Annotated in this window: 39 protein-coding genes; 36 read left to right on the forward strand and 3 right to left on the reverse strand. The window is 35.1% G+C overall.

Annotation, left to right across the window (positions count from 1 at the left end; all coding sequences use genetic code 11):
- Positions 1-17 precede the first annotated feature (17 nt).
- Entirely contained in the window at positions 18-1,514 is a 1,497-nt protein-coding gene (gene glpK / locus KKI44_RS16330) for a glycerol kinase GlpK (RefSeq protein ID WP_214588334.1), read from the reverse strand.
- Between the two features lie 20 nt (positions 1,515-1,534).
- Complete coding sequence (locus tag KKI44_RS16335; RefSeq protein WP_214588335.1) at positions 1,535-3,124, reverse strand: glycerol-3-phosphate dehydrogenase/oxidase; 1,590 nt, start codon at positions 3,122-3,124, stop codon at positions 1,535-1,537.
- A gap of 115 nt (positions 3,125-3,239) precedes the next feature.
- Between KKI44_RS16335 and KKI44_RS16340 the strand changes: the two genes are divergently transcribed.
- The 30 genes from KKI44_RS16340 (at position 3,240) to rplQ (ending at position 19,055) form a co-directional block, all read left to right on the forward strand.
- Positions 3,240-4,004, forward strand: a complete 765-nt coding sequence (locus KKI44_RS16340) for a DeoR/GlpR family DNA-binding transcription regulator (protein WP_185144384.1) — start codon at positions 3,240-3,242, stop codon at positions 4,002-4,004.
- Positions 4,005-4,139: 135 nt separating this feature from the next.
- Positions 4,140-4,952: a GLPGLI family protein gene (locus KKI44_RS16345; RefSeq protein WP_214588336.1), complete on the forward strand. Its 813-nt coding sequence runs from the start codon at positions 4,140-4,142 to the stop codon at positions 4,950-4,952.
- Between the two features lie 294 nt (positions 4,953-5,246).
- Positions 5,247-5,873 carry a 50S ribosomal protein L3 gene (gene rplC, locus KKI44_RS16350; protein ID WP_076391854.1) on the forward strand — a complete coding sequence of 209 codons (627 nt, stop codon included), beginning with the start codon at positions 5,247-5,249 and terminating at the stop codon, positions 5,871-5,873.
- A complete protein-coding gene (rplD, locus tag KKI44_RS16355) occupies positions 5,864-6,493 on the forward strand; it encodes a 50S ribosomal protein L4 (RefSeq protein ID WP_214588337.1) in 630 nt (209 codons plus the stop codon). Before rplC ends, rplD begins: the two co-directional genes overlap by 10 nt.
- 3 nt (positions 6,494-6,496) lie before the next feature.
- Entirely contained in the window at positions 6,497-6,787 is a 291-nt protein-coding gene (rplW, locus tag KKI44_RS16360) for a 50S ribosomal protein L23 (protein WP_042720941.1), read from the forward strand.
- A gap of 21 nt (positions 6,788-6,808) precedes the next feature.
- Positions 6,809-7,630 carry a 50S ribosomal protein L2 gene (rplB, locus tag KKI44_RS16365; RefSeq protein ID WP_027381305.1) on the forward strand — a complete coding sequence of 274 codons (822 nt, stop codon included), beginning with the start codon at positions 6,809-6,811 and terminating at the stop codon, positions 7,628-7,630.
- A 2-nt stretch (positions 7,631-7,632) separates the two neighbouring features.
- Positions 7,633-7,911, forward strand: coding sequence for a 30S ribosomal protein S19 (gene rpsS, locus KKI44_RS16370; protein WP_002983209.1), 279 nt, complete (start codon positions 7,633-7,635; stop codon positions 7,909-7,911).
- Between the two features lie 2 nt (positions 7,912-7,913).
- Positions 7,914-8,312 carry a 50S ribosomal protein L22 gene (gene rplV, locus KKI44_RS16375; protein ID WP_050020604.1) on the forward strand — a complete coding sequence of 133 codons (399 nt, stop codon included), beginning with the start codon at positions 7,914-7,916 and terminating at the stop codon, positions 8,310-8,312.
- 8 nt (positions 8,313-8,320) lie between these two features.
- A complete protein-coding gene (rpsC, locus tag KKI44_RS16380; RefSeq protein WP_087708000.1) occupies positions 8,321-9,073 on the forward strand; it encodes a 30S ribosomal protein S3 in 753 nt (250 codons plus the stop codon).
- Between the two features lie 97 nt (positions 9,074-9,170).
- Positions 9,171-9,596, forward strand: a complete 426-nt coding sequence (gene rplP / locus KKI44_RS16385) for a 50S ribosomal protein L16 (protein ID WP_214588338.1) — start codon at positions 9,171-9,173, stop codon at positions 9,594-9,596.
- 12 nt (positions 9,597-9,608) lie between these two features.
- Positions 9,609-9,794 (forward strand): 50S ribosomal protein L29, encoded by a 186-nt coding sequence (rpmC, locus tag KKI44_RS16390; RefSeq protein ID WP_027381309.1) that lies wholly within the window; start codon positions 9,609-9,611, stop codon positions 9,792-9,794.
- 12 nt (positions 9,795-9,806) lie between these two features.
- A complete protein-coding gene (gene rpsQ / locus KKI44_RS16395) occupies positions 9,807-10,061 on the forward strand; it encodes a 30S ribosomal protein S17 (protein ID WP_029297775.1) in 255 nt (84 codons plus the stop codon).
- Between the two features lie 2 nt (positions 10,062-10,063).
- Positions 10,064-10,432 carry a 50S ribosomal protein L14 gene (gene rplN / locus KKI44_RS16400; RefSeq protein ID WP_007839504.1) on the forward strand — a complete coding sequence of 123 codons (369 nt, stop codon included), beginning with the start codon at positions 10,064-10,066 and terminating at the stop codon, positions 10,430-10,432.
- Between the two features lie 19 nt (positions 10,433-10,451).
- The gene (rplX, locus tag KKI44_RS16405; RefSeq protein WP_214588339.1) at positions 10,452-10,778 is read left to right on the forward strand and encodes a 50S ribosomal protein L24; all 327 of its coding nucleotides are present in this window, start codon (positions 10,452-10,454) and stop codon (positions 10,776-10,778) included.
- A 13-nt stretch (positions 10,779-10,791) separates the two neighbouring features.
- The gene (gene rplE / locus KKI44_RS16410) at positions 10,792-11,343 is read left to right on the forward strand and encodes a 50S ribosomal protein L5 (protein WP_214588340.1); all 552 of its coding nucleotides are present in this window, start codon (positions 10,792-10,794) and stop codon (positions 11,341-11,343) included.
- Between the two features lie 3 nt (positions 11,344-11,346).
- Positions 11,347-11,616: a 30S ribosomal protein S14 gene (gene rpsN, locus KKI44_RS16415; protein ID WP_029297771.1), complete on the forward strand. Its 270-nt coding sequence runs from the start codon at positions 11,347-11,349 to the stop codon at positions 11,614-11,616.
- A 145-nt stretch (positions 11,617-11,761) separates the two neighbouring features.
- Positions 11,762-12,160, forward strand: a complete 399-nt coding sequence (gene rpsH, locus KKI44_RS16420) for a 30S ribosomal protein S8 (RefSeq protein ID WP_116095828.1) — start codon at positions 11,762-11,764, stop codon at positions 12,158-12,160.
- Positions 12,161-12,177: 17 nt separating this feature from the next.
- Entirely contained in the window at positions 12,178-12,723 is a 546-nt protein-coding gene (gene rplF, locus KKI44_RS16425; RefSeq protein ID WP_087707999.1) for a 50S ribosomal protein L6, read from the forward strand.
- A gap of 15 nt (positions 12,724-12,738) precedes the next feature.
- Positions 12,739-13,092, forward strand: coding sequence for a 50S ribosomal protein L18 (gene rplR / locus KKI44_RS16430; protein WP_100377194.1), 354 nt, complete (start codon positions 12,739-12,741; stop codon positions 13,090-13,092).
- A 19-nt stretch (positions 13,093-13,111) separates the two neighbouring features.
- Complete coding sequence (rpsE, locus tag KKI44_RS16435) at positions 13,112-13,633, forward strand: 30S ribosomal protein S5 (protein WP_047401284.1); 522 nt, start codon at positions 13,112-13,114, stop codon at positions 13,631-13,633.
- An 11-nt stretch (positions 13,634-13,644) separates the two neighbouring features.
- On the forward strand, positions 13,645-13,821 hold the full coding sequence (gene rpmD, locus KKI44_RS16440; protein WP_007839493.1) for a 50S ribosomal protein L30: 177 nt from the start codon (positions 13,645-13,647) through the stop codon (positions 13,819-13,821).
- A gap of 19 nt (positions 13,822-13,840) precedes the next feature.
- Positions 13,841-14,290 carry a 50S ribosomal protein L15 gene (gene rplO / locus KKI44_RS16445; RefSeq protein ID WP_214588341.1) on the forward strand — a complete coding sequence of 150 codons (450 nt, stop codon included), beginning with the start codon at positions 13,841-13,843 and terminating at the stop codon, positions 14,288-14,290.
- Positions 14,291-14,299: 9 nt separating this feature from the next.
- Complete coding sequence (gene secY / locus KKI44_RS16450; RefSeq protein ID WP_072953559.1) at positions 14,300-15,679, forward strand: preprotein translocase subunit SecY; 1,380 nt, start codon at positions 14,300-14,302, stop codon at positions 15,677-15,679.
- 3 nt (positions 15,680-15,682) lie between these two features.
- Entirely contained in the window at positions 15,683-15,898 is a 216-nt protein-coding gene (gene infA / locus KKI44_RS16455) for a translation initiation factor IF-1 (protein ID WP_055861802.1), read from the forward strand.
- 63 nt (positions 15,899-15,961) lie between these two features.
- Positions 15,962-16,078 (forward strand): 50S ribosomal protein L36, encoded by a 117-nt coding sequence (rpmJ, locus tag KKI44_RS16460; protein ID WP_007839480.1) that lies wholly within the window; start codon positions 15,962-15,964, stop codon positions 16,076-16,078.
- Positions 16,079-16,087: 9 nt separating this feature from the next.
- Complete coding sequence (rpsM, locus tag KKI44_RS16465; RefSeq protein WP_076391870.1) at positions 16,088-16,465, forward strand: 30S ribosomal protein S13; 378 nt, start codon at positions 16,088-16,090, stop codon at positions 16,463-16,465.
- Positions 16,466-16,477: 12 nt separating this feature from the next.
- A complete protein-coding gene (gene rpsK / locus KKI44_RS16470) occupies positions 16,478-16,867 on the forward strand; it encodes a 30S ribosomal protein S11 (protein ID WP_002983263.1) in 390 nt (129 codons plus the stop codon).
- Between the two features lie 19 nt (positions 16,868-16,886).
- Positions 16,887-17,495, forward strand: a complete 609-nt coding sequence (gene rpsD, locus KKI44_RS16475; protein WP_029297746.1) for a 30S ribosomal protein S4 — start codon at positions 16,887-16,889, stop codon at positions 17,493-17,495.
- A 33-nt stretch (positions 17,496-17,528) separates the two neighbouring features.
- Positions 17,529-18,524, forward strand: coding sequence for a DNA-directed RNA polymerase subunit alpha (locus KKI44_RS16480; protein WP_062162712.1), 996 nt, complete (start codon positions 17,529-17,531; stop codon positions 18,522-18,524).
- A gap of 6 nt (positions 18,525-18,530) precedes the next feature.
- Positions 18,531-19,055, forward strand: coding sequence for a 50S ribosomal protein L17 (gene rplQ, locus KKI44_RS16485; protein WP_076391872.1), 525 nt, complete (start codon positions 18,531-18,533; stop codon positions 19,053-19,055).
- Positions 19,056-19,111: 56 nt separating this feature from the next.
- Here the strand turns inward: rplQ and KKI44_RS16490 are convergent, their stop codons facing one another.
- Positions 19,112-19,531 (reverse strand): hypothetical protein, encoded by a 420-nt coding sequence (locus KKI44_RS16490; protein WP_214588342.1) that lies wholly within the window; start codon positions 19,529-19,531, stop codon positions 19,112-19,114.
- Between the two features lie 182 nt (positions 19,532-19,713).
- Between KKI44_RS16490 and KKI44_RS16495 the strand changes: the two genes are divergently transcribed.
- The 6 genes from KKI44_RS16495 (at position 19,714) to KKI44_RS16520 (ending at position 25,129) form a co-directional block, all read left to right on the forward strand.
- Positions 19,714-20,346 (forward strand): response regulator, encoded by a 633-nt coding sequence (locus KKI44_RS16495; RefSeq protein ID WP_214588343.1) that lies wholly within the window; start codon positions 19,714-19,716, stop codon positions 20,344-20,346.
- Between the two features lie 5 nt (positions 20,347-20,351).
- The gene (locus KKI44_RS16500; protein ID WP_214588344.1) at positions 20,352-21,047 is read left to right on the forward strand and encodes a hypothetical protein; all 696 of its coding nucleotides are present in this window, start codon (positions 20,352-20,354) and stop codon (positions 21,045-21,047) included.
- Positions 21,048-21,663: 616 nt separating this feature from the next.
- On the forward strand, positions 21,664-22,458 hold the full coding sequence (locus KKI44_RS16505) for a sensor histidine kinase (RefSeq protein WP_214588345.1): 795 nt from the start codon (positions 21,664-21,666) through the stop codon (positions 22,456-22,458).
- A 130-nt stretch (positions 22,459-22,588) separates the two neighbouring features.
- A complete protein-coding gene (locus KKI44_RS16510; RefSeq protein WP_214588346.1) occupies positions 22,589-23,380 on the forward strand; it encodes a YEATS-associated helix-containing protein in 792 nt (263 codons plus the stop codon).
- A 34-nt stretch (positions 23,381-23,414) separates the two neighbouring features.
- Entirely contained in the window at positions 23,415-23,906 is a 492-nt protein-coding gene (locus KKI44_RS16515; RefSeq protein WP_214588347.1) for a hypothetical protein, read from the forward strand.
- A gap of 11 nt (positions 23,907-23,917) precedes the next feature.
- A complete protein-coding gene (locus KKI44_RS16520) occupies positions 23,918-25,129 on the forward strand; it encodes a hypothetical protein (RefSeq protein ID WP_214588348.1) in 1,212 nt (403 codons plus the stop codon).
- Positions 25,130-25,268 lie beyond the last annotated feature (139 nt).

Consider the following 25,268-nt stretch of genomic DNA (forward strand, 5'->3'; position numbering starts at 1 on the left):
AGTTTTATTTTAAAAGGTTAATCTTCGATCCAGTTTTGAGAACGCTGTACCGCTTTTGTCCATGTTTTTACCATTTTTTCCACTTTTTCTTTTTCCAGTTGCGGGTGGAAATCTTTATCAATGATCCATTGAGACTGTATTTCATCAATGTTTTCCCAGTATCCGACAGCAAGTCCGGCAAGATAAGCCGCTCCCAAAGCGGTTGTTTCCAGAGTTTTTGGTCTTGTAATTTTAAATCCGAATAAATCCGACTGAATCTGCATCAGCAAATCACTTGCGGAAGCTCCGCCGTCTACTCTTAATTCCAGACTTTCCGTTCCGGAATCAGCTTCCATTGCTTTTACAATATCATACACCTGAAAAGCAATACCTTCCAAAGTAGCTCTTGCGATATGCCCGTTTGTGGTTCCGCGGGTTACGCCAACGATATTTCCGCGGGCATACTGATCCCAGTGAGGAGCGCCTAAACCTGTTAATGCAGGAACAAAATACACCCCGCCATTATCTTCAACCGATTGTGCCAAAGTATTTACTTCCTCTGCGGAACGAATTAACTTTAGACCGTCTCTCAGCCACTGAATCGCTGCACCTCCTACAAAAACACTTCCTTCCAAAGCGTAATTCACTTCTCCATTAATTTTCCATGCAACGGTTGTCAGTAAATTATTTTTAGATAAAACGGCTTCTGTTCCTGTATTCATTAAAAGGAAACAGCCTGTTCCATACGTATTTTTTACCATTCCCGGAGTCGTACACATCTGTCCGAATAATGCAGCCTGCTGATCTCCCGCAATTCCTGCAATCGGAATTTTTGTGGAGAATAATGTAGTAGCTGTTTCTCCGTAGATTTCACTGCTTTGTTTTACTTCCGGTAAAATCGCTCTTGGAATGTTGAAGAGTTCCAGTAAATCATCATCCCATTCTAAAGTATGAATATTCAAAAGCATGGTTCTGCTTGCATTCGAAACATCGGTGATGAACATCTTTCCGCGCGTCAGTTTCCAGACAAGGAAAGTGTCTACTGTTCCGAAACATAATTTTCCGGCTTCTGCTTTTTCTCTTGCGCCTTCTACATTGTCTAAAATCCACTTCAGTTTTGTTGCTGAAAAATAAGCATCCAGTACAAGACCTGTTTTTTCTTTAATTTTCTCAGCATGACCCTGCTCTTTTAATTCGTCACAATATTTGGACGTTCTTCTGTCCTGCCATACAATGGCATTATACACAGGTTCTCCGGCTTCTTTATCCCATACAACGGTGGTTTCACGCTGGTTGGTAATTCCGATGGCGGCAACTTCTCTTCCGGAAATTCCGGCTTTGGCAATAACTTCTGCTGCTACGGAAACCTGAGAAGACCAGATTTCATTAGGATCGTGTTCTACCCAACCCGGTGTAGGAAAGATCTGTTCAAAACTTTTCTGAGAAACAAATTCAATTTCTCCGCTGTGATTGAATAAAATGGCTCTCGACGAAGTCGTACCTTGGTCCAGAGCGAGAATCAACTTTTCACTCATGCTGTAATCTTAAATTAAGGTTAAATGGATCTTGGAGAATAAGGAGTCAGTAAATATCCTTTCGCCAATTCGATAAATTCTCTTTCCTGTTCATCTGCCCATTCTGCAGAATGTCCGTTTTCTTTTGCAATGATCTGTGCAATCTTATGCGCGCTGTCGATTGCTGCTCTTGCATCTAAAAATAAAAGCCGGACTCTTCGTGCTAAAATATCCTCAATGGTTTGTGCCATTTCGCTTCGTATTGCCCAGACTGCTTCTGCCATGGTGAAGGGATGATCAGGATGTATTTTTTCTGATAATTCAGGATTGTTCTGCTGTAGTTTTTTTATTTCCGGAATATCGGCTCCGTACACATATAAATGATTCGTTCTGTCTACCATTTCGGGTTTCACATTTCCATGTATCGAAAGGTGTTCTGTTTTGGAAGTGGTTATTCCGAGGTTATGAACTTTCATGGCTTCATCAATCGTGTCTTCCGCCATTTTACGGTAGGTCGTCCATTTTCCTCCGATAATCGAGATGAGTCCCGTGTCTGAAGTAACGACTTTATGACTTCTGGAAACTTCTTTTGTGCTTTTGCTGCCATCTTTCGGAGCTGCGAGAGGTCTGAGTCCTGCGAAAACAGATTTTACGTCTTCGCGGGTTGGTTTCTTTGCTAAATATTGTCTTGCGGTATTCAGGACAAATTTAATTTCATCTTCCAAAGCTCTTGGCTCAAAACTTTCGTTTTCCAGTAAAGTATCGGTTGTTCCTACCAAAGCTCTGTCGTGCCACGGAACGACAAATAAAACCCTTCCGTCCGAAGTTTTAGGAATCATGATGGCATCATCGCTTTTCAGAAACGATTTATCCAGAACCAAATGAATTCCCTGACTTGGAACGACAAATTTTCCGTGTTTCGGGTTGTTCATATTTAAGATATCATTCGTGAAAACTCCGGTTGCATTAATAACAACTTTCGCTTTGATTTCGAATTGCTGTTTTGTAAACTGATCTTCGGCAACAACACCGATGATTTTATTGGAATCATTTTTAATTAAATTAATCACTTTTACGTAATTAACCGCTGTTCCGCCTTTTTCGATAATCGTCTGTGTTAAGTTGATCGCCAGTCTTGCATCATCGAACTGTCCGTCCTGATAAACCACTCCGCTTGCCAGACCTTTTTGTTCGATGGTCGGAAGTTTCTCTACGGTTTTTGATTTGCTGATGTATTTCGTTCTTCCTAAACTCAGTTTCCCGGCAAGAAAATCGTAAATAGAAAGTCCTATTTTATAATAAATTCCTTCCCACCACGTATAGTTAGGAATAATGAAAGACTGGTTTTTTACAACGTGTGCTGCATTTTTTGCCAGTAAACCTCTTTCTTTTAAAGCTTCTTTTACCAAGCCTATATCTCCCTGTGCTAAATATCTTACGCCACCGTGTACCAGTTTTGTACTTCTGCTGGAAGTTGCTTTCGCAAAATCGTGAGATTCTAACAGTAACGTTTTAAATCCTCTGCTCGTTGCGTCCAGTGCCGAACCTAATCCACTCGCTCCTCCGCCAATAATGATAAAGTCCCATTCTTTAACGGTGGATAATTTGCTGAGTTCTTCGTTTCGTTTCATAATATTTCGTTATGTTTCGTTTTCAAAGTTATAAATTAAAAACGAAACCAAAAAGAAAATAAATGAAATTTTTCGAATCAAAATAAAAATGGTATTTTTGAGAAAACGAAACATAATGGAGAAATTGCTTCCAAGGCATAATGATATTTTAAAGGAATTAGACGAAAAAGATCATATTCTGGTTCAGGATCTTTGTGAGAAATTCAATGTTTCGTCGGTTACGATCCGAAAGGATCTTAATTACCTTGAAAGTCTTGGATTGCTGTTCCGAAATCACGGAGGAGCAAGTAAGCAGGTGAGGTATGCGTACGAAAAAAATGTTGATGAAAAGGAAAATATCAATGTAGAGGCTAAAAAGAATATTGCGAAAGGTGCGCTTTCTCTGATCCAGGAGAACGACTGTATTATTCTGGCTTCAGGAACCACGATGCATTATCTTGCACGAATGCTGGTAAATTTTGGTCCATTAACAGTTCTTACTTCTTCTTTACGTGTTGCGATCGAGCTTTGCAATAATCCGAACATTAATATTATACAATTGGGAGGTGAGGTGAGAAAAAGTTCGACTTCTATTGTGGGTTCCATCTCTGAGACGATTCTGAAACATTTCTCGTGCAATAAATTATTTCTGGGAGTAGACGGAATTGATATGGATTTCGGGATCAGTACTTCGAATGCTGCGGAAGCTCATCTTAATCAATTAATGATTGAATGTTCGGACAAAGTAGTGATTCTTGCAGATTCTTCCAAGCTGAATAAAAAAGGTTTCGGAAAAATCGCAGATCTGGATAAAATTGACTTTCTGATTACAGATGGCGATATTTTAGACGAGGATAAAAATAAACTTGAAGAGATTGGCATCAGTGTTATTGTTAAATAAATACGGCGTAATTTTTTAATTCAAAATATTATTGTCTTGTTTTTCTATATTATTCGTAATTAATTTTGATTATAGAATGTTTATTTATATTTTTAGGAACGTAAATGCAGTCTCCAATCATAAAATATAAATAGGATGTCTTATAAAATCACAATTTTTACTTTTTTATTCTTTTTTGCGATTTTTAATTTTTCCGCTCAGGAAAAGGTAAATATCGATGATGTTGAATCCAGATATGTATATCTTTTGAAATATCAGATTGATTCTCTGGATAAATCCAGTTCTAACGAAGAGTATTTTATTTTGGAGAGGGGAAAAGAAAAATCTCAGTTTATGGGAGTAACTTCATATAACAGAGATTCTTTAGCTGGTGGAGCAAACCGTTTTGCTTTTGGTCTTGATCCTAAAAGTTTACCTAAAACCAATTTTACTTTTCGCGTCATTAAAAACTTTGAAAAAAACAATATTTCTTATTATGATTATATTATTAAGGACAATTTTATTTACGAAGAAAAGCCTGATTTTAACTGGAAGATTACCGATGAAACAAAAGAAATAGGAAATTTAAAATGTCAGGCTGCGTTGGTTACGTATGCGGGACGTGATTATAAAGCGTGGTTCACGAACGAAATTCCGGTTTCTGATGGTCCTTATAAATTTTATGGTCTTCCGGGGCTGATTGTGGAGATTGAGGATTCTAAAAAACAATATACGTTCGAGCTTGTGAGTTATAAAACCTTTTCAGAAAAGCCTAAGATGTGGATTTCCAGAAAGAGAGTTAAAGGAAAAACGGTAAAGAAATCTGAATTTTATAAAGCATTTAAAAATTTTCATGAAAATTTTGTCTCTGAAATTGCTAAAGGAGGCTTCAGCTTCGATTCAGGAACAGAGCGACAAATAAAGGATAGGATTAAAAAGAAAAATAATCCGATTGAACTGGCTCCTTAATTATTCAGTGATTAAGTCATATCATTTCCTTCTTCCGGCTATTTCTTTCGTTTTTGCAAAAAAGTCTGTGGGAAGAATATTTTTACATGATTTAAAAACTCACGATTCCAGGTTTTTTCTGTAAATCACTAAAAATCAAAATATTTTACTGTAAATATTTGTCAGTTATAAAAATATTCATAAATTTGCACACTCATTTTAGGGGCGTAGTATGCCTATATTCAAAAGTAGAAATTACTTCAGACCTCCAAAAATGGTGATAAATAAAGGATAAATTTTATTATAACATAAACAATGTCAGGTATTATTGGTAAAAAAATCGGTATGACTTCTTTGTTTGACGAAGCAGGGAAAAATATTCCTTGTACAGTTATTCAGGCTGGTCCATGCTCGGTTTTACAGGTCAGAACCATTGAAAAAGACGGTTATAAGTCAGTTCAATTAGGTTTCGATGACAAGAGTGAGAAGAACGTTGGTAAAGCGTTAGCTGGTCATTTCAAAAAGGCTGGTTCTGCTCCTAAAGCTAAATTGGTAGAATTCTACAGAGAATTCGTTGATGAAGTAAAAGTAGGAGAAGAAGTAAAGGTAGACTTGTTCAACGAAGGAGAATTCGTAGACGTAACAGGTACTTCAAAAGGTAAAGGCTTCCAGGGTGTTGTTAAAAGACACGGATTTGGAGGTGTAATGCAGGCAACTCATGGTCAGCACAACAGACTTAGAGCTCCAGGTTCTATCGGTGCCGGATCTGACCCTTCAAGAGTATTCAAAGGGATGAGAATGGCTGGAAGAATGGGAGGTAAGCAGGTAACTGTACAAAACCTTCAGGTATTAAAAGTGGATCAAGAACAAAATCTTTTAGTAGTAAAAGGTGCTGTTCCGGGAGCTAAAAATTCTTATGTAATTATCAGAAAATGGAACTAGTAGTATTAAATACATCAGGAAAAGAGACCGGAAGAAAAGTAACTCTAGACGAAACAGTATTCGGAATTGAGCCAAATCAGCACGCGGTTTACTTAGAAGTTAAACAGTACCTTGCTGCACAGAGACAAGGAACTCATAAAGCAAAAGAAAGAAGCGAAATTACTGCTTCTACTAAAAAACTTAAGAAGCAAAAAGGATCTGGTTCTGCTAGATATGGTGATATTAAATCTCCAACTTTCAGAGGTGGAGGTAGAGTATTCGGTCCAAAACCAAGAGACTACAGATTCAAATTGAACAAAGCTCTTAAGAGATTAGCAAAAAAATCTGTTTTATCTCAGAAAATGAGAGACAACAGCATCAAAGTTTTAGAAGATATGAGCTTTGAAGCTCCTAAGACTAAAGATTTCATCAATGTATTAAACGCATTGGAACTTAACGGTAAAAAATCTTTATTCGTTCTTCCTGAAGCTAACAAGAATGTGTATTTATCTTCAAGAAACTTACCTAAAGCTAAAGTAATGAACTACAACGAAATCAGTTCTTACGATTTAGTAAACGCAGGTGAGATCGTATTCTTTGAAGGTGCAGTAGAAAAATTCCAGGAAAATTTAAAGAAATAAATCATGTCTATTATCATTAAACCAGTTATCTCAGAAAAGGCTAATTACCTTACAGATTTAAGAGGTTCTTATTCTTTCTTGGTAGATACTAAGGCGAATAAAATCCAGATTAAGAAAGCTGTAGAAGCGGCTTATGGTGTAAAAGTAGCAGACGTTAATACAATGATTTATGCTCCGAAGGTTTCTTCGAAATACACTAAAAAAGGTCTTCAAGTAGGAAAGACAAATAAATTGAAAAAAGCGGTAATCAAACTTGCTGAAGGTGAGGTTATCGATATTTTTGCTGTAAATTAATTATAATTATAAATAATAGTAATGTCTGTTAGAAAATTAAAACCTATCACCCCGGGACAGAGATTCAGAATTGTAAACAATTTTGAGGAAATTACTACTAACAAACCAGAGAAATCTCTAACAGTTGGTATTAAAAAGTCAGGTGGACGTAACCAAACAGGTAAAATGACCATGCGTTACACCGGAGGTGGACACAAAAAGAAATACAGAATTATTGACTTCAAAAGAAACAAAGCAAACGTTGAAGCAACTGTAAAATCTGTAGAATACGATCCAAACAGAACTGCATTTATCGCTTTATTAGAGTACGCAGACGGAGAGAAGAGATACATCATCGCTCCAAACGGTATCAAAGTAGATCAAAAAGTAGTTTCAGGTGAAAGCGTAGAACCAAACGTAGGTAACGCAATGAAATTGAAAAATATTCCATTGGGTACTGTAATTTCTTGTGTTGAAATGAAGCCAGGTCAAGGTGCTATTTTAGCAAGAAGTGCTGGTTCTTCAGCGCAATTAACATCAAGAGACGGAAAATATGCAATCATTAAATTGCCTTCAGGAGAATCCAGAATGATCCTTACTGAATGTATGGCAATGATTGGATCTGTTTCTAACTCTGATCACCAATTAACTGTATCAGGTAAAGCTGGTAGAAGCAGATGGTTAGGTAGAAGACCAAGAACAAGAGCGGTAGTAATGAACCCTGTAGATCACCCAATGGGAGGTGGTGAAGGACGTTCTTCTGGAGGTCACCCAAGATCTAGAAATGGTAAACCGGCTAAAGGTTACAAAACTAGAAAGAAAAACAAAGTGTCTAACCGTTACATCGTATCTAAAAGAAAATAATTATGGCAAGATCACTTAAGAAAGGACCGTTCATTCATCATACTTTAGATAAGAAGGTTCAGGCAAATATAGAGTCTGGTAAGAAGACAGTTATCAAAACTTGGTCTAGAGCATCTATGATCTCTCCGGACTTCGTAGGACAAACTATTGCTGTACACAACGGGAAATCTTTTATCCCTGTATACGTTACAGAAAACATGGTTGGTCACAAGTTAGGCGAATTTTCTCCAACAAGATCTTTCAGAGGTCATGGTGGTAACAAAAACAAAGGAAGCAGATAATCATGGGATCAAGAAAACAAGATAGCGCAATCGCAAGAAAAGAAGCTAACAAAGACGTTGTTAAAGCTTCATTAAATAACTGCCCATCTTCTCCGAGAAAAATGAGATTAGTTGCTGATATCATTAGAGGAGAGCAAGTAGATAAAGCTCTTTATATCCTTAAATATTCTAAGAAAGAAGCTTCTAACAAATTAGAAAAATTACTTCTTTCTGCAATTGCTAACTGGCAAGTGAAAAACGAAGGGGCTGACATCGAGGAAGCAAACCTTATCGTTAAAGAAATATTCGTGGATAGTGCAAGACAATTGAAGAGACTAAGACCAGCTCCGCAAGGTAGAGGGTACAGAATCAGAAAAAGATCTAACCACGTTACATTAATCTTAGGTAATAAAGAAAACTAAATCAAGGTATGGGACAGAAGACAAATCCAATTGGTAACAGATTAGGTATCATCAGAGGATGGGATTCTAACTGGTTTGGCGGAAACGATTATGGAGACAGAATCGCGGAAGACTACAAAATCAGAAGATACCTTGAAGCTAGATTATCTAAAGGTGGGATTTCAAGAATTTATATTGAAAGAACATTAAAATTAGTAACAGTTACAATTACTACTGCTAGACCGGGACTTATCATCGGTAAAGGAGGTCAGGAAGTTGATAAACTGAAAGAAGAGTTGAAAAAATTGACTAAAAAGGATATTCAGATCAACATCTTCGAAATCAAAAGACCTGAGCTTGATGCAGTATTAGTTGCAGACAGCATTGCTAAGCAGATTGAAAACAGAATCTCTTACAGAAGAGCTGTTAAAATGGCGATGGCAGGTACAATGAGAATGGGAGCAGAAGGTATCAAAGTTCAGATCTCGGGTAGATTGAACGGAGCTGAAATGGCAAGATCAGAATCTTTCAAAGAAGGAAGAATTCCATTGTCTACTTTCAGAGCAGATATCGATTACCACATCGGTGAAGCACTTACTCAGTACGGAAAACTAGGGGTAAAAGTTTGGATCATGAAAGGCGAAGTTTACGGTAAAAGAGAACTTTCTCCATTAGTGGGACAACAGAAAAAAGGAGGTCAGTCAGACAGAAGAGATAACAGAGGAGGAGACAGAGACAACAGAAGACCTAGAAAAAACAACAACAATAACAATAATAATTAAAATTTTAGATTAGAAATTTTGAATTTTAAATTACCGTTACTTTTTTAAAATAAAAAAAATCTAAAATCTAAAATCTAAAATCTAAAATTTAGAAATTATGTTACAACCAAAAAGAACCAAGTTCCGTAGAGTTCATAAGATGAAAATGAAGGGGAATGCCCAGAGAGGTAGTCAACTTGCTTATGGAACTTTCGGAATCAAGGCGACAGAAGGTGCTTGGATCACTGCAAGACAAATTGAAGCTGCTCGTATCGCTGCGACAAGATATATGAAGAGAGAAGGTCAACTATGGATCAAAATCTTCCCGGATAAGCCAATTACTAAAAAACCTGCGGAAGTACGTATGGGTAAAGGTAAAGGTGCTGTGGAATATTGGGTAGCTGTAGTAAAACCAGGTAAAATTATGTTCGAAATCGGAGGTGTACCTTACGATATCGCTAAGGAAGCTTTAAGACTTGCTGCACAAAAATTACCAGTTGTTACTAAATTTGTAGTTGCTAACGATTTTGTTAAACCTCTTTAATCTTTGAATACAATGAAAAAAGCTGATATTAAAAATTTAAGCGCGGGTGATATTCAAGCTCAATTAACTGAAGCAAAAGCTCAATATTCTAAATTGAAATTGGCTCATGCAATCAGCCCAATTGAAAACCCGATCCAAATCAGAGATTTGAGAAAAACAATCGCTAGACTAAACACTGAGTTAACTAACAAACAATAATTTCATTTTAAAATGGATAGAAATTTAAGAAAAGAAAGAATCGGAGTGGTTTCCAGCAATAAAATGGAAAAAACTATTGTTGTTAGTGAAACTACGAGAGTAAAGCACCCGATGTACGGTAAATTCGTATTAAAAACGAAAAAATATACTGCACACGACGAGAACAACGAATGCGCAGAAGGAGATACAGTTTTAATCCAGGAAACTAGACCTTTGAGCAAGAACAAGAGATGGAGATTAGTAAGAATCATTGAAAAAGCTAAGTAATAATGTTACAAACAGAATCAAGATTAAAAGTTGCTGATAACACAGGTGCTAAAGAAGTATTGGTTATCAGAGTTCTGGGAGGAACCAGAAGAAGATATGCTTCAGTTGGTGATAAAATCGTTGTTACTATCAAAGATTCTACACCATCAGGAAACGCTAAAAAAGGTCAGGTATCTAAAGCTGTAGTAGTAAGAACTAAAAAAGCAGTTAGAAGAAAAGATGGTTCATACATCAAATTCGAAGACAATGCTTGTGTATTGCTAAACGCAGCGGGAGAAATGAGAGGAACTCGTGTTTTCGGACCAGTTGCTCGTGAGTTGAGAGACAAAGAATATATGAAAATCATTTCATTAGCTCCTGAAGTACTTTAATATTTAAAATTGTAAAAAAATGTCAAAGTTAAAAATAAAAAGAGGAGATAACGTAATCGTAACTACAGGTAAGAAAGGTCTTAAAGGTGGTACAGGTGAAGTTATTGAAGTGATCAAAAAAGAAGGAAAAGACCCTAGAGTAGTTGTTGCAGGACTTAATATCGTTAAAAAACACGTTAAGCCTTCAGCTTCAAATCCTCAAGGAGGAATCGTTGAAAGAGAAGCTTCTATTCATATCTCAAACGTAGCTTTAGTTGGAAAAGACGGAAAAGCTATCAAAGTAGGTTACAAAATCGAAGGAGATAAGAAAGTAAGAATCAACAAAAAAACGGGTGAAACTTTATAATTTTAAATAACACATGGAATATATAGCAAGACCCAAAAAAGCATATAAAGAAACGATTGTTCCTGCAATGATGAAAGAATTCGGATACAAATCTGTAATGCAGGTACCTAGATTAGAGAAAATTGTTTTATCTCAAGGTTTAGGAGATGCTACAGCAGACAAAAAAATCATCGATTATGCTGTTGAAGAATTAACGAATATCACTGGTCAGAAGGCTGTAGGTACGATCTCTAAGAAAGACGAAGCTGCTTTCAAATTGAGAAAAGGAATGCCTGTAGGTGCTAAAGTTACTCTTAGAGCGAATAAAATGTATGAGTTCTTAGACAGATTAACTTCTTCTGCTTTGCCAAGAATCAGAGATTTCTCTGGAATCAAGGCTGATGGTTTCGACGGTAGAGGAAACTACAACTTAGGGATCACTGAGCAGATCATCTTCCCTGAGATCGTAATCGACAAAGTGAAAAAAATCCAGGGGATGGACATCACTTTTGTGACTACTGCGAAAACAGATAAAGAAGCAAAAGCATTATTAACTCACTTCGGTTTACCATTTAAAAAGAACTAAGAAATGGCTAAAGAATCAATGAAAGCGCGTGAGCGCAAAAGAGAAGCACTAGTTGCTAAATACGCTGCTAAAAGACAGGCTCTTAAAGAAGCTGGTGATTACGAAGGACTTCAAAAATTGCCTAAAAATGCTTCTCCTGTAAGATTACACAACAGATGTAAACTAACAGGTAGACCAAGAGGATACATGAGAACGTTCGGTATTTCCAGAGTAACTTTCAGAGAAATGGCAAACAACGGTCTTATCCCGGGAGTTAAAAAAGCTAGTTGGTAATAATTACTAATTAAAAATCGGGACAATTAAGTTGTCTGGATACTAAAGATAAAAATATCAGACCGAGATTTCTGAGGTCTGATATTTTACTCTTCAAGTCCTTACAATACTGATTGTTCTTTAACCAATAATTTATAAAAGAAAAATGGTAACAGATCCAATTTCAGATTTCCTAACAAGAGTAAGGAACGCACAAAGCGCAGGCCACAAAGTGGTGGAAATTCCTGCATCGAAAATCAAAAAGGAGATTACTAAGATCTTATTCGATCAGGGGTATATCTTAAACTACAAGTTTGAAGATAGCGCTGTTCAGGGTACGATTAAAATCGCTTTAAAGTACGATAAGCAAACCAACAAACCAGCTATCAAGTCTATTCAAAGAGCTTCTAGACCAGGTTTGAGACAGTACAAAGGTTCAGGAGAACTTCCAAGAGTACTAAACGGTTTGGGTATTTCTATCATCTCTACTTCTAAAGGAGTAATGACTGACAAGAAAGCTAGAGAAGAAAAAGTAGGCGGTGAAGTAATCTGCTATGTTTATTAATTTTTAATCACAGGAAAATGTCAAGAATTGGTAAAGCAATTATAACAGTTCCAGCAGGAGTTACTATCACTGAAAAAGATGGTGTGGTAACTGTAAAAGGTCCTAAAGGAGAACTTTCTCAGGAGCTTACAGCAGGAATTACTATAGAACAGAAAGATGGAGAACTGAATGTAAACAGACCATCTGATGCTAAACAACACAAAGCGCTTCACGGTTTATACAGAGCGTTAATCAACAACATGATTGTTGGTGTAAACACAGGTTTCGAAAAGAAACTGGAATTAGTAGGGGTAGGATACAGAGCTTCTCACGCAGGTCAAAAACTTGAGTTGGCTTTAGGATTCTCTCACGGTATCGTGCTTGAGCTTCCAAACGAAGTAAAAGTAGATACATTGACTGAAAAAGGTAAAAACCCAATTATTACTTTAACGTCTCACGACAACCAACTTCTAGGGATGGTAGCTGCAAAGATCCGTTCTTTCAGAAAGCCTGAACCATACAAAGGTAAAGGGGTAAGATTCGTAGGAGAAATTGTTAGACGTAAAGCTGGTAAATCTGCTTAATAAATTATAAGTATTATGGCATTAAGTAAATTAGAAAAAAGAATAAGAATCAAAAGAAGAGTAAGAGGAAAAATCTCCGGATCTTCTGAATTGCCAAGATTATCTGTATACAAAAGTAATAAGGAAATTTACGCTCAGTTAATCGACGATAACAGTGGAAAAACTTTGGCTTCTGCTTCTTCAAGAGAGAAAGGAGTTGACGCTAACGGAACTAAGACTGAAGTTTCTGCTGCTGTAGGTAAAGCTATTGCTGCTAAAGCTATCGCTGCAGGAATCGAAAATATTGTATTTGATAGAAACGGATTCGTATATCACGGAAGAGTAAAAGCTCTTGCTGATGGTGCGAGAGAAGGTGGACTTAAATTCTAATCATTAAATTTCGGAAAATATGTTAGGACTAGATAATATAGAAAGAGTAAAACCGGGAGGATTAGAACTTAAAGATCGTCTCGTAGCTGTTAACAGAGTAACAAAAGTAACTAAAGGAGGTAGAGCTTTCGGATTCTCTGCTATCGTAGTTGTAGGTAACGAAGATGGAGTTATCGGTTACGGATTAGGAAAATCTAAAGAGGTTGCTTCTGCAATTGCTAAAGCAGTGGAAGACGCTAAGAAAAACCTTGTGAAAGTTCCTGTAATGAACCACACAATTCCTCACCAGACTACAGCCAGATACGGAGGTGCAGATATCTTCTTAAGACCTGCTTCTCACGGTACAGGTCTTATCGCCGGAGGTGCGGTAAGAGCGGTATTGGAGTCTGCTGGTATTCACGATATCCTTTCAAAATCTAAAGGATCTTCTAACCCTCACAACGTGGTGAAAGCTACTTTCAAAGCGTTATTGGACATCAGAAGACCTGAAGAAATCGCTAGAATGAGAGGAGTTTCTCTAAGTAAAGTGTTTAACGGTTAATATATAAAACAATGGCAACAATCAAAGTAAAGCAAGTAAGAAGCGCTATTGGAAGAACAAAAACCCAAAAGAGAACGCTTGAAGCATTAGGATTTAAGAAACTTCACCAAGTTGTAGAACACGAAGCTACTCCTTCTATCTTAGGAATGATAGCTGCAGTTAGTCACTTACTTGAAGTTCAAAAATAATTTTTAAAATAATTTTAAAATGAATTTAAACAACATAAAGCCAGCTGCAGGATCTACTTTCAATTCAAAAAGAATTGGTAGAGGACAAGGTAGCGGAAAAGGTGGTACTTCTACAAAAGGTCACAAAGGACAGAAAGCAAGAGCTGGTTATTCTCAGAAAATCGGTTTTGAAGGAGGTCAGATGCCTTTACAAAGAAGATTACCGAAATTCGGATTCAAAAACGTAAACAGAAAAGAGTTTAGAGGAGTAAACCTGGATACAATCCAGACTTTAATTGAAAATAAATCTATCACAGGAGATATTACAAGAGAAGTTATGATTGAGAATGGTTTAATTACTAAAAACGAATTAGTGAAAATTATGGGTAGAGGAGAATTGAAATCTGCGGTTTCAATCTCTGCTGACAAATTCACTAAATCTGCTGAAGAGCTTATCGCTAAAGCAGGTGGAAAAGCAATTACCTTATAATAATCACTAATGAAAGAATTTATACAAACCCTCAAAAATATTTGGAGTCTTAAAGAACTAAGAGATAAAATTCTCTTTACTTTAGGAATTATCCTTGTGTATAGATTCGCATCTTATATCTCATTACCTGCAATTAACCTTGCGGAAGTAGGAGATCTCTTAGAGCATTATAAAAATCAAGGCGGTAACAAGCAAGGAGCAGGTCTCCTTGGCTTGCTTTCGTCGTTTACGGGGGGAGCTTTCAGCCACGCTTCCGTAATGGCGTTAGGTATCATGCCTTATATTTCTGCTTCTATTATTGTTCAGTTGATGGGAATGGCTATTCCTTATCTTCAGAAGCTTCAGAAAGATGGAGAGTCTGGTAGAAATACATTGAACCAGATCACAAGATGGTTAACAATCGGAGTTTGTCTTGTACAGGCACCTTCTTATTTAACATCGATCACTCAGTTGTTTTTACCGTATGCTCAGTTCTCATCTGCATATTATGTAGAGCCAAATTCTATTATGTTCTGGTTACCAAGTATTGTTATTTTGGTTGCCGGTTCAGTATTCGCAATGTGGTTAGGTGAAAAAATCACCGACAAAGGTATCGGAAACGGTATCTCTATCCTTATTATGGTGGGGATTCTTTCAAGATTACCGGAAGCATTCGTTCAGGAAATGGCAGTGCAGAACGGAAAAGGAGGTATGGGATCTATCATGATCCTTATTGAAGTAATTTTCTGGATGTTGGTGGTTCTTCTTGCAGTAGTATTATCTGTTGCAGTAAGAAAAATTCCAATCCAGTATGTAAGCAGAGCTCAGGCAAGAGGAGGTGTAAACAGAAATCTTATGCAGGGAGCGAGACAGTGGATTCCATTGAAAGTGAATGCAGCCGGTGTAATGCCGATTATCTTTGCTCAGGCATTGATGTTCGTACCTGGTTTATTAACGAAAGTAGATGAGTCCAATACTTTTCTTGCAGGTTTCAAGAATGTTTTTAGCTGGCAGTACAATGTATTGTTCGCGCTATTAATTATTATCTTCTCGTTTTTCTATACTGCAATTACAATTCCGGTGAACCAGATGGCTGATGATTTGAAGAGAAACGGAGGTTTAGTACCGAAAGTAAGACCGGGAAAAGAGACGGCTGATTATTTAGATGATATTTTATCAAAAATTACCTTGCCGGGTGCAATATTTTTGTCTATCTTTGCAATCCTTCCGGCAATTGTGCATGGAACCTTTGTTCAGACAGATGCGTTTGCCCTATTTTTCGGGGGAACATCACTATTGATTATGGTGGGAGTAATTTTAGATACCGTTCAACAGATTAATACTTATCTGCTGAACCATCATTATGATGGCTTAATGCAGTCTAAATTGTCAAGAACGACTGGATATTAATTTATGGCGAAACAAAAACATATTGAACAAGACGGCGTTATTACGGAAGCACTTTCGAACGCTCAGTTCCGTGTAGAGCTTGAAAATGGGCATGTACTCATCGCTCATATTTCGGGTAAAATGCGAATGCATTATATTAAACTTTTACCCGGTGATAAGGTAAAATTAGAAATGTCTCCCTATGACTTAACGAAAGGGAGAATTACATTTAGATATTAAAACAATCTGCCAAATGGAGCATCCGTTCCATTTGGCTATTGTTAAAAAATAAATACTATCAAAATGAAAGTAAGAGCATCAATTAAAAAAAGAAGCGCTGATTGCAAAATCGTACGCAGAAAAGGTGTACTATTCGTAATCAACAAAAAGAACCCAAAATTTAAACAAAGACAAGGCTAAAATTAAATTATGGCGAGAATTTCAGGTATTGATTTACCAAAAAACAAAAGAGGCGTTATCGGTTTAACTTACATCTACGGGGTGGGAAGAAGCACTGCTTCAGAAATCCTTAAAGCTGCCGGTATCAGCGAAGACAAGAAAGTCAACGAATGGAATGACGATGAATTGGCTGCAATCAGAACATACATCTCTGAAAACGTAAAAGTAGAAGGAGAATTAAGATCTGAAGTGCAATTGAACATTAAGAGATTAATGGACATAGGATGCCAACGAGGAATACGTCACAGACTTGGATTACCTTTAAGAGGCCAGAGAACGAAAAACAACTCTAGAACCCGTAAAGGAAAGAGAAAAACTGTTGCTAACAAGAAAAAAGCTAGTAAATAATCGTTAGGAATTATGGCAAAACAAACTAAAGTAGTTAAGAAAAGAAAAGTAAAAGTTGAAGCTATTGGTGAAGCTCATATTCAGGCTTCTTTCAATAACATCATCATTTCTTTAACAAATAAAAACGGAGAGGTTATCTCTTGGGCTTCTGCCGGTAAAATGGGTTTCAGAGGTTCTAAAAAGAATACTCCATTTGCTGCTCAGATGGCAGCTGAAAATTGCTCTGCTGTAGCTCACGAAGCTGGATTAAGAAGAGTAAAGGTGTTTGTGAAAGGTCCGGGTGCAGGTAGAGAATCTGCAATCAGATCCATCCACAATTCAGGAATTGAAGTTAGCGAAATCATTGATGTGACTCCTATGCCGCACAATGGATGTAGACCACCAAAAAGAAGAAGAGTTTAATTTTTAGAATTTACCCATTATGGCAAGATATATTGGACCTAAAACTAAGATTGCTAGAAAGTTTGGTGCTGCAATCTACGGAGATGACAAAAACTTCGAGAAAAGAAAAAACCAACCGCCAGGACAACACGGTCCTAACAAAAGAAGAGGTGCTAAAAAATCTGAATACGCAGTTCAGTTGGCTGAAAAGCAAAAAGCTAAATATACTTACGGTATTTTAGAAAGACAGTTTGCTAACTTATTCGACAAAGCACACAGAAGTAAAGGGGTAACAGGTGAAGTTCTATTACAACTTTGCGAATCCAGATTGGATAACGTAGTATACAGATTAGGTTTTGCTAAAACAAGATCTGCTGCTAGACAGCTTGTTTCTCACAGACACATTACTGTGAACGGTGAGCTGGTAAATATTCCATCTTATTTGCTTAAAGCAGGTGATGTAATTGCAGTAAGAGAAAAGTCTAAATCTCTTGAAGTGGTTACAAATGCATTAGCTTCTAAAGCAAATTATGAGTGGTTACAATTCAACGATGAGAAGAAAGAAGGTACTTTCGTTTCTGCTCCTGAGAGAATCCAAATTCCGGAAGACATCAAGGAACAGCTTATCGTCGAACTTTACTCTAAATAATTTTTTAATCAAATTTTTGCTCAACCCAATAATATGGCAATTTTACAATTCATAAAACCCGATAAAGTAATTTTACTTAACTCTGATGAATTTAGAGGTCAATTCGAATTCAGACCACTAGAACCAGGTTTCGGGCTTACAATCGGTAATGCTTTGAGAAGAGTGTTGCTTTCTTCTCTGGAAGGTTATGCTATTTCATCTATCAAAATAGAAGGTGTAGAGCACGAATTTTCAACTATTCCAGGAGTAATCGAAGATGTTACCGAAATTATTCTTAACCTTAAGCAGGTAAGATTAAAAGCTACGGCAGAAAACCAATCGAATGAGCAGGTTGTTGCTAAAGTTTCAGGTCAAACGGTTATTACTGCTGGTGATTTAGGTAAGTCTGTCAACGGATTTGAGGTTCTTAACCCGGATTTGGTGATCTGCAACCTGAACAGTGATGTAACTTTCGAAATTACTTTCAATATAGAAAAAGGAAGAGGGTATGTTCCTTCTGAACAAAATAAGTCAAACAATGCACCTGTAGGTACAATTGCGATTGACTCTATTTTCACGCCAATCAAGAAAGTACAGTATAGCATTGAAAATTATCGTGTAGAGCAAAAAACAGACTACGAAAAACTTGTATTAGATATAGAAACTGACGGATCTATCAGTCCTCAGAATGCTTTAACAGAAGCTTCTAAGATATTAATTTATCACTTCATGCTGTTCTCTGATGAGAGAATCACGCTTGAAACGGAAGCTGTAAAAGCATCTATCCAATATGATGAGGAAACTCTTCATACAAGACAATTACTTAAGTCTAAATTAGCAGATATGGATCTTTCCGTAAGAGCCCTAAACTGTCTGAAAGCGGCTGAAGTGGAAACTCTTGGAGAATTGGTTTCTTACAGTAAGTCTGATTTGATGAAATTCAGAAATTTTGGTAAAAAATCTTTGACAGAACTAGAAGAATTAGTGCATTCAAAAGGTCTTAACTTCGGTTTCGACGTTGCAAAATATAAGTTAGACGCTGATAAATAATTAATAATGAGACACGGTAAAAAATTCAATCACTTAGGAAGAACAGCTTCTCACAGAAGTGCTATGCTTTCTAATATGGCTTGTTCTCTAATTGAGCATAAAAGAATCAACACTACTGTTGCTAAAGCTAAAGCTTTAAGAGTATATGTTGAGCCTCTATTAACAAAAGCAAAAGAAGATACTACACACAACAGAAGAATTGTTTTTTCATATCTTCAAAATAAAGAAGCAGTTGCTGAATTGTTCAGAACGGTAGCTCCAAAAATCGCTGAGAGAAACGGTGGTTATACAAGAATCATCAAGACAGGATTCAGACCAGGTGATGCTGCTGATACTGCTCTTATCGAATTGGTAGACTTCAACGAGCTTTACAATCCGAATGCGGAAGAGAAAAAAGCGACAAGAAGAAGCAGAAGATCTGCAACAGCTAAGAAAGAAGCTGTAGTAGCTGAAGCTCCTGTAGTAGAAGAAAAAGCTGCTGAGCCAACGGCTGAAGCTGCAGATTCTACAGAAGAAAAAACTGAAGAATAATATTCATCAGATATAAAAATAAAAACCGTTCAGATTACTGAGCGGTTTTTTATGCATTATATTTTGGTTTTTACAAGCTGGATGATATTGTTCCCCTGATTCAGGATCAGGCTGTCTTTTTTCACAGTAGCTTTCATATCCATTTTTTCGTAGACGGTTTCACTGCCGTTGGATTCTACTTTATTCAGGATGAAAGTCTTATTATTGCTTCTTATACTCATTGTTTTTTCCGGGTAATTAAAAACAACTTTTGCGAGACTTCCGTCGGTAGCTTTATACACATAATCTGTCTTTATACTTTTCTTTCCGTTAATATCTGTATCATAGCTTACCGTTGAGTCTATTTTGCCATTATCTGCCAAAATGGGACCTGAATTATTAGTTTTCAGCACACTTTTATTCCCTTCTTCACTTTTTTTGCAGCTTATCAACGACAAAGAAATCGCTGAAATAGCGATCAAAAGTACATTTTTCATGATGTTAATTTTTTTAAGGTATTGATTGTTAAATATTTTCGTTTGTAAAATAATTTTCACTAAATTTAGTAAAAACAAAAACTAAACCAAAAGCCATGAACTCAAACTCTGAATATTACACAAAAGGGTAATTGACTTTGTTTTGTTTTCTGTTGAAATTTGTCTTAAACAAAATAACCGACATGAGCATTTCCATAGCCATAGTAGAAGACGAAAAAAACTACAACAATGCGTTGAAGAAAGTCATCAATTATCAGGATGACATGAAAGTCGTTGCGCAGTTTTTTGATGGAAATGAAGCATTAAAAAATCTTTCTGACCTTTCTCCGGATGTGGTAATGATGGATATTCAGCTACAGGATATGCTCGGTATTGAAATTATCGAAAAGCTTAGGAAGGGATTGCCTCAAACGCAGTTTATCATGTGTACTAGTTTTGAAGATGACGAAAAAGTCTTCAATTCTTTAAAAGCCGGCGCAATGGGCTACCTTGTAAAAGGCGAAAGCATGGATAAGATCCTTTCCTCAATAAGAGATGTATACAACGGCGGGGCTCCCATGAGTTTCTCGATTGCCCGAAAAGTTCTCAGCCACTTCGAAAGAAAACTCCCAGAAATACAAGGGTATGATGAACTTACGGAAAGAGAAAAAGAAGTACTGGAACTTTTATCTCAAGGATTGCTCTACAAAGAAATCGCCGATAAAAAATTCATAAGTATCGATACCGTGAAAAAGCACGTCGGAAACATTTACAGAAAACTCCACGTTAACAACAAAGTGGAGGCTATTAATAAGTTTAACCATTTTAAAAACTGAGAATTATGGGAAAGAGAATTTATACACAGGTAGAGGTTTCACAATTGATTAAAAATAATATCAATGAACTAGAAGAAATTTATATTAGTAATTCGAATGAATTAGCTTTAGGTAAGATTAATGAAGATTTGTTGAAAGCACTAAAAAATTTTAAGGCTAAATTTGCTTATCAACCAATAAGTTCTGTGGACTTTAACGGTATGAAAAACAAATTTGATCGTACTTTTGCAATTGATCCGTTGCCAAAGAATCCTATTGTAATCCGACCTAACAGTTTTTTGAGAGTTATCAATGATAATAGTAGTTATGATTTTATTTATAATTATTTTGTTCTTACTTCATCATCTCAATATGGTTTGGGAATTAGATTTAGTAAATCAGATGCCGTTGAAGATAACTATTATCAAGACGACTCTTTTTATATTTTAGAAAATGAATTTTTTATAAAAGTAGAACCCACTGATTTTGAAACTGCTGTGACAACTTTTCATTCTAGATTTGATAGTAAAATAGCTTCTAAGGGTTTAGGTGCAACACGACACATCGTTGATGAGCTTAAGTATGCAAAAGACATAGCTCAAAGAAATCCTACAAAAATATCTATGTTTTCAACTGTTTATGGTAATAAACTTAGTTTTGCTGGAATAGCAGAAATTAATGGAAATGACGAATATTTTAATCGTGGTCAACAATGGCCTTAGATTTACTGATATATTTGTACTACTCAATTTTATTAATTATAACTATTTTGTCATGTGCAAAAAAAGCTGATGGAATAGGAAATAATTATTTATATCTGAATTTTACAATAATTTTTGGTATTGAATGTATTGTATATTTTGCTAAGTTTTTAAATCAAAGTAATCTCACAGGTCTTTATTTTTTATTGGATATTCTTAATATAACTTACGTTTATTACTTTTTTCAAATCCACTTTAAGCAAAGTAAGTTTCTTTTATCTTACGGAATTATTTCCCTTTTCTTGATCTTGACATTTAACAAGTATTGTCTCTCGCAATACAGTGATTTCTGTGGTATTATAAGTTGTTTTTATGTTATCATAGCCTGTTTGTATGGTTTTTATTTAATCATGGAAAGGGAAAAATTTGGACAGCAAAAAATACAAAGTATTCCTTTTTTCTGGTATGGAACAGCAATGTTGCTTTGGTGTTTAATGTATCTCTTTAGAACAATTCCCAGATTTTATTTTCAAGATGAGGATAAAGAATTCATGCAAAATCTTCGAATCTTCTTTGCTAGTGTAAATATTGTTACGTATGCAATTTTTTTAAAACTAGTATTAATGTACAAAAACAAATGAGTGCAATACTTTATTTAGATAAATCTGTAATTACATTATATATTTCAGCTACATTGCTCGTTTTGTTGTTGCTCGTTTTTATGCTTTTTGTTGTAATAAATTACAAGAGAAAGCAGCAAATGATAATTAAAGAAAACCAACTCCAACAATCCGAACACCACAACCAGCTCCTCCAAAAAGAACTCGAAAAACAAAAATCAATTGAAGCAGAGCGGGAAAGAATTTCCCACGATATGCACGATGATCTCGGTGCAGGAATTTCAGCGTTAAAATTGCAGGCAGAATTTTTAAAACAACGGGCAGAAAATGATGATCTGAAAAATGACATCGACGAACTCCTGAAAACCTCCGAAGAAATGAATCTTTCCATGAGGGAAATGCTTTGGAGCCTCAATTCAGGAAACGATACTTTGGGAAGCTTCATCGATTATTCAAAGATGTATGCACAAAATTTTTTGAAGAAAACAAAAATTCTCCTGCTTACAGAAAGTGAAAACGTTGTTTTGGAAACAGTAATCACTACAGAACAGAGACGAAATTTATTTCTATGCTTAAAAGAAGCCCTAAACAATGCTTACAAACACAGCCAGTCCAATCAGATTAAATTGTCGTTCATCCAGAAAGACAAAGAATTCATGATGAAAATCTCCGACAACGGAATAGGAATTAATCACGAAAAATCAGAAGGAAACGGACTTCGAAATATGAAACGGAGAATGCAGGAACAAAACGGACACTGCGAAGTCACTACAGAAAACGGAACACATCTGTTTTTCAGAATCGATTTATAAGAAATTTTAAATATTAAACACAGGCAGCATCATTTTATGGTGCTGTTTTTATTTTAAATCACCCTTTTGTGTAATTGACAGAGATTTGTTTTTAAAGGAACTTTGATGAACAACTTAAAAATTAATAGCTATGAAAACTTTAAATGAAAAAAAACAAATGTGGATTACTATTCTGATACTTTGTGTATTTGTTATGGGGAGTCTGTACATATATTATTATGGAGGACGAAGTTGTGAATCAAAAGTTTTTATTGCAAAGAAAGGGCTAATTGAAAAACAAGATTCTTTGGATTTAGCCAAAATTTCAAATTTGCTTAAAACTCAAAACACAAAAATTTTAGAGCTGAAGAAAGATTCCACAAACGCAAATCTTAAAACTTTACTGGAAGAAAATTTCAAAGTCAATTATGATGAATACAAAGCTCTTCAAAATAAAAAAAATGAGGACATTTTAAAATATATGAAGGTTGTTTTCGGAAATAATACCCCTTTATTAGTATGTGTAATTATTATTGTTTGTGGCATATTGGGTGGTTATGCAAGTAATTTTTATACCTATCTGAAAGATATTTTAGAAACAACAAAAAAATTGGTAGATAAAGCAGAAACTATTACCGAAGCAACGAATGACAGTAACCAGATTGGAGAAGAGCTGAAGAAAGTGAATGCTCAGTTAGAAGATTTGAAGAAAGACATAAACAATGAAAATAAAACGATTATAGCAAGTATTCTTTTTGGAATTATAGCATCATTTTTTTCCATTTTAATATTAAAAGCAGGAGACAGTAATATCTTAAAATTTGAAACTTATATGGATTATTTTGTTTTCACATGCTATTGCTTATTATCTGCATTATTTGCCAAAAAAATTATTGAAGCAATAATTAATACGGTTATAAAAAAATATCAAAATAATGGCTAATTAAAAAATTAGAATAACCTTAAAACTAATAATCATGAAAACAAAAAAAAATCAATCAGTAAGAATTTTAAATGCTCAAACACAGCTCCTTAATTATAAGATTATGGAAATGAATATGACAAATAATTCTTTATTAAGCTCCACAGAAAAAGACAGTAACTATGTAGTGACTAAAAATCTTCTTTTACCAAATGATAATTCTCAGGTTACTGTTTCAATCTATTTTGGTGGTGAAAATCAATTTGGTTCTGCAAAGATTAAAATTTTAAGAACTAATGAGCCTGTTAAATTTATAAAATCATCTACCGACAATATTATATTAGGGATTTGTAGTGATTTAATTGGAAATGTACTTTGTATTGCGGCAGATATAACAGATTCTAATCAAGTTCCTGAAAATAATAACACTGTTTTAACGGTTAAAATAATGCAACAAAATAGAGTTCTTTATGATGATAAGCATACTGTAGATGTTGGAAATGAGGGGGCTACAGCAAGCTTTACATATTATTTGACATTTTATTAAAATCAAAAATTATGAAAACAATAAAACTCAGTGTTCTTCTAATTTTACTCTTGTTTTCTCATTTGTGTTTTAGTCAAGATGATGATGAGATAAATTTAGATGTTTTACGTGCGCAGGCATCTCCAGGCGCAAACTTATTAGGCATAGCAAATTCAGACATTGAAAAACCTACAGATTTAAAAAGTTTGATGATTTCTCTAAGACAAGGATCAGACAATTTTTCTAATTTACCAGCGGCATTTGCTGTAGATGTAGCACCGTTTAAGTTGAATGGCAAGTATCAAAATTTAATTGATAATTCAAAATTTAATGAAACTTTTAAACAAAGCTTTATAATTTCATTTGGTTTTAAAAATTTGAAAGAAGATGAAGATGCAAATATTGAGGAGAAGTCAAAAATGGGTATTGGAACAAAATTCTCCATAGTAAGGGGGGATTTTAATAAAGAAACTGAAGATATCTTATCTGAAATATATAAATATCATTTAATTAAACAAAAAAGAATTGAGTTTATAGAAAATGATGCAGATTTATTGAGGTATTATAATGAAAAAATGATTCTATTACAAAAATTGAAAAATATTAGAGATACAAAAGGTCTAGAATATCTAGAGACAGATGCTAAGATTACCGAAATAACTATTAATGAAGGTAAACGCATTTCATATTTAGAAGAAAAACATAATATAGAGAATATACAGTTAGATAATAAAATCAGAAAAGATATTGAAAATCTTAAATTAGAACGCTATGGTTTTTTTCTGGATATATCAATGGGAACAGTTTTAGATTTTAATAATAATAAATTTAATAATTCAAAAGTTACAAAAGTAGGAGGTTGGGTTACAGGTGGATATAATTGGGAGAAACATTCTTCAACATTGATTTTTATGGGAAGATATTTATACAATCCGGATTCTCCATTAGCAAATCTAGCACTGAAAAAAGAAAATCTTCATACTTTAGATATGGGATCAAGATTAGTGTTAAAACTACTTGATGAGAAATTCCTAATGAGTGGAGAGTGTATGTATAGGAGTATTCTAAATAAATCTGACTTTGAATCTTCATGGAAATATCTTCTTAATTTTGAATACGAATTGGCAAAAAACCAACGACTTACATTTTCATTCGGTAAAAATTTTGATGGTGAATATGAAAAGAAAGGAAATTTAATTGTTGCTTTGAATCTAATAGTTGGCTTGGGTAAAATTAAATTATAGAATAAAGTAGAGATGATTTTATTTGATGATCAATATTTTATAAATAATTAAAATTAACTAAAATTTAACTCACAATAACCCCATAAATTCCCATTCATTTGCTTTAAAAAGTTAAAAATTGATTAAATTTGTCTGAACT

Source organism: Chryseobacterium sp. ZHDP1 (assembly GCF_018603435.1).
Lineage (GTDB): Bacteria > Bacteroidota > Bacteroidia > Flavobacteriales > Weeksellaceae > Chryseobacterium > Chryseobacterium indicum.

What these genes read in the sequence shown, in the direction of transcription:
- KKI44_RS16520 (WP_214588348.1), top strand. Translation starts at nt 23,918, where the DNA reads ATGAAAACAATAAAACTCAGTGTTCTTCTAATTTTACTCTTGTTTTCT.
- KKI44_RS16340 (WP_185144384.1), top strand. Translation starts at nt 3,240, where the DNA reads ATGGAGAAATTGCTTCCAAGGCATAATGATATTTTAAAGGAATTAGAC.
- KKI44_RS16345 (WP_214588336.1), top strand. Translation starts at nt 4,140, where the DNA reads ATGTCTTATAAAATCACAATTTTTACTTTTTTATTCTTTTTTGCGATT.
- rpsH (WP_116095828.1), top strand. Translation starts at nt 11,762, where the DNA reads ATGGTAACAGATCCAATTTCAGATTTCCTAACAAGAGTAAGGAACGCA.
- glpK (WP_214588334.1), bottom strand. Translation starts at nt 1,514, where the DNA reads ATGAGTGAAAAGTTGATTCTCGCTCTGGACCAAGGTACGACTTCGTCG.
- rpsS (WP_002983209.1), top strand. Translation starts at nt 7,633, where the DNA reads ATGGCAAGATCACTTAAGAAAGGACCGTTCATTCATCATACTTTAGAT.
- rpsE (WP_047401284.1), top strand. Translation starts at nt 13,112, where the DNA reads ATGTTAGGACTAGATAATATAGAAAGAGTAAAACCGGGAGGATTAGAA.
- KKI44_RS16495 (WP_214588343.1), top strand. Translation starts at nt 19,714, where the DNA reads ATGAGCATTTCCATAGCCATAGTAGAAGACGAAAAAAACTACAACAAT.
- rpmD (WP_007839493.1), top strand. Translation starts at nt 13,645, where the DNA reads ATGGCAACAATCAAAGTAAAGCAAGTAAGAAGCGCTATTGGAAGAACA.
- rplD (WP_214588337.1), top strand. Translation starts at nt 5,864, where the DNA reads ATGGAACTAGTAGTATTAAATACATCAGGAAAAGAGACCGGAAGAAAA.
- rplC (WP_076391854.1), top strand. Translation starts at nt 5,247, where the DNA reads ATGTCAGGTATTATTGGTAAAAAAATCGGTATGACTTCTTTGTTTGAC.
- rpmJ (WP_007839480.1), top strand. Translation starts at nt 15,962, where the DNA reads ATGAAAGTAAGAGCATCAATTAAAAAAAGAAGCGCTGATTGCAAAATC.
- rpsK (WP_002983263.1), top strand. Translation starts at nt 16,478, where the DNA reads ATGGCAAAACAAACTAAAGTAGTTAAGAAAAGAAAAGTAAAAGTTGAA.
- rpsD (WP_029297746.1), top strand. Translation starts at nt 16,887, where the DNA reads ATGGCAAGATATATTGGACCTAAAACTAAGATTGCTAGAAAGTTTGGT.
- rplR (WP_100377194.1), top strand. Translation starts at nt 12,739, where the DNA reads ATGGCATTAAGTAAATTAGAAAAAAGAATAAGAATCAAAAGAAGAGTA.
- KKI44_RS16515 (WP_214588347.1), top strand. Translation starts at nt 23,415, where the DNA reads ATGAAAACAAAAAAAAATCAATCAGTAAGAATTTTAAATGCTCAAACA.
- secY (WP_072953559.1), top strand. Translation starts at nt 14,300, where the DNA reads ATGAAAGAATTTATACAAACCCTCAAAAATATTTGGAGTCTTAAAGAA.
- rpsN (WP_029297771.1), top strand. Translation starts at nt 11,347, where the DNA reads ATGGCTAAAGAATCAATGAAAGCGCGTGAGCGCAAAAGAGAAGCACTA.
- rplF (WP_087707999.1), top strand. Translation starts at nt 12,178, where the DNA reads ATGTCAAGAATTGGTAAAGCAATTATAACAGTTCCAGCAGGAGTTACT.
- rplP (WP_214588338.1), top strand. Translation starts at nt 9,171, where the DNA reads ATGTTACAACCAAAAAGAACCAAGTTCCGTAGAGTTCATAAGATGAAA.
- rplV (WP_050020604.1), top strand. Translation starts at nt 7,914, where the DNA reads ATGGGATCAAGAAAACAAGATAGCGCAATCGCAAGAAAAGAAGCTAAC.
- rplW (WP_042720941.1), top strand. Translation starts at nt 6,497, where the DNA reads ATGTCTATTATCATTAAACCAGTTATCTCAGAAAAGGCTAATTACCTT.
- KKI44_RS16500 (WP_214588344.1), top strand. Translation starts at nt 20,352, where the DNA reads ATGGGAAAGAGAATTTATACACAGGTAGAGGTTTCACAATTGATTAAA.
- KKI44_RS16335 (WP_214588335.1), bottom strand. Translation starts at nt 3,124, where the DNA reads ATGAAACGAAACGAAGAACTCAGCAAATTATCCACCGTTAAAGAATGG.
- KKI44_RS16490 (WP_214588342.1), bottom strand. Translation starts at nt 19,531, where the DNA reads ATGAAAAATGTACTTTTGATCGCTATTTCAGCGATTTCTTTGTCGTTG.
- rplN (WP_007839504.1), top strand. Translation starts at nt 10,064, where the DNA reads ATGTTACAAACAGAATCAAGATTAAAAGTTGCTGATAACACAGGTGCT.
- rpsC (WP_087708000.1), top strand. Translation starts at nt 8,321, where the DNA reads ATGGGACAGAAGACAAATCCAATTGGTAACAGATTAGGTATCATCAGA.
- KKI44_RS16510 (WP_214588346.1), top strand. Translation starts at nt 22,589, where the DNA reads ATGAAAACTTTAAATGAAAAAAAACAAATGTGGATTACTATTCTGATA.
- rpsQ (WP_029297775.1), top strand. Translation starts at nt 9,807, where the DNA reads ATGGATAGAAATTTAAGAAAAGAAAGAATCGGAGTGGTTTCCAGCAAT.
- rpsM (WP_076391870.1), top strand. Translation starts at nt 16,088, where the DNA reads ATGGCGAGAATTTCAGGTATTGATTTACCAAAAAACAAAAGAGGCGTT.
- rplO (WP_214588341.1), top strand. Translation starts at nt 13,841, where the DNA reads ATGAATTTAAACAACATAAAGCCAGCTGCAGGATCTACTTTCAATTCA.
- rplX (WP_214588339.1), top strand. Translation starts at nt 10,452, where the DNA reads ATGTCAAAGTTAAAAATAAAAAGAGGAGATAACGTAATCGTAACTACA.
- KKI44_RS16480 (WP_062162712.1), top strand. Translation starts at nt 17,529, where the DNA reads ATGGCAATTTTACAATTCATAAAACCCGATAAAGTAATTTTACTTAAC.
- infA (WP_055861802.1), top strand. Translation starts at nt 15,683, where the DNA reads ATGGCGAAACAAAAACATATTGAACAAGACGGCGTTATTACGGAAGCA.
- rplE (WP_214588340.1), top strand. Translation starts at nt 10,792, where the DNA reads ATGGAATATATAGCAAGACCCAAAAAAGCATATAAAGAAACGATTGTT.
- KKI44_RS16505 (WP_214588345.1), top strand. Translation starts at nt 21,664, where the DNA reads ATGAGTGCAATACTTTATTTAGATAAATCTGTAATTACATTATATATT.
- rplQ (WP_076391872.1), top strand. Translation starts at nt 18,531, where the DNA reads ATGAGACACGGTAAAAAATTCAATCACTTAGGAAGAACAGCTTCTCAC.
- rplB (WP_027381305.1), top strand. Translation starts at nt 6,809, where the DNA reads ATGTCTGTTAGAAAATTAAAACCTATCACCCCGGGACAGAGATTCAGA.
- rpmC (WP_027381309.1), top strand. Translation starts at nt 9,609, where the DNA reads ATGAAAAAAGCTGATATTAAAAATTTAAGCGCGGGTGATATTCAAGCT.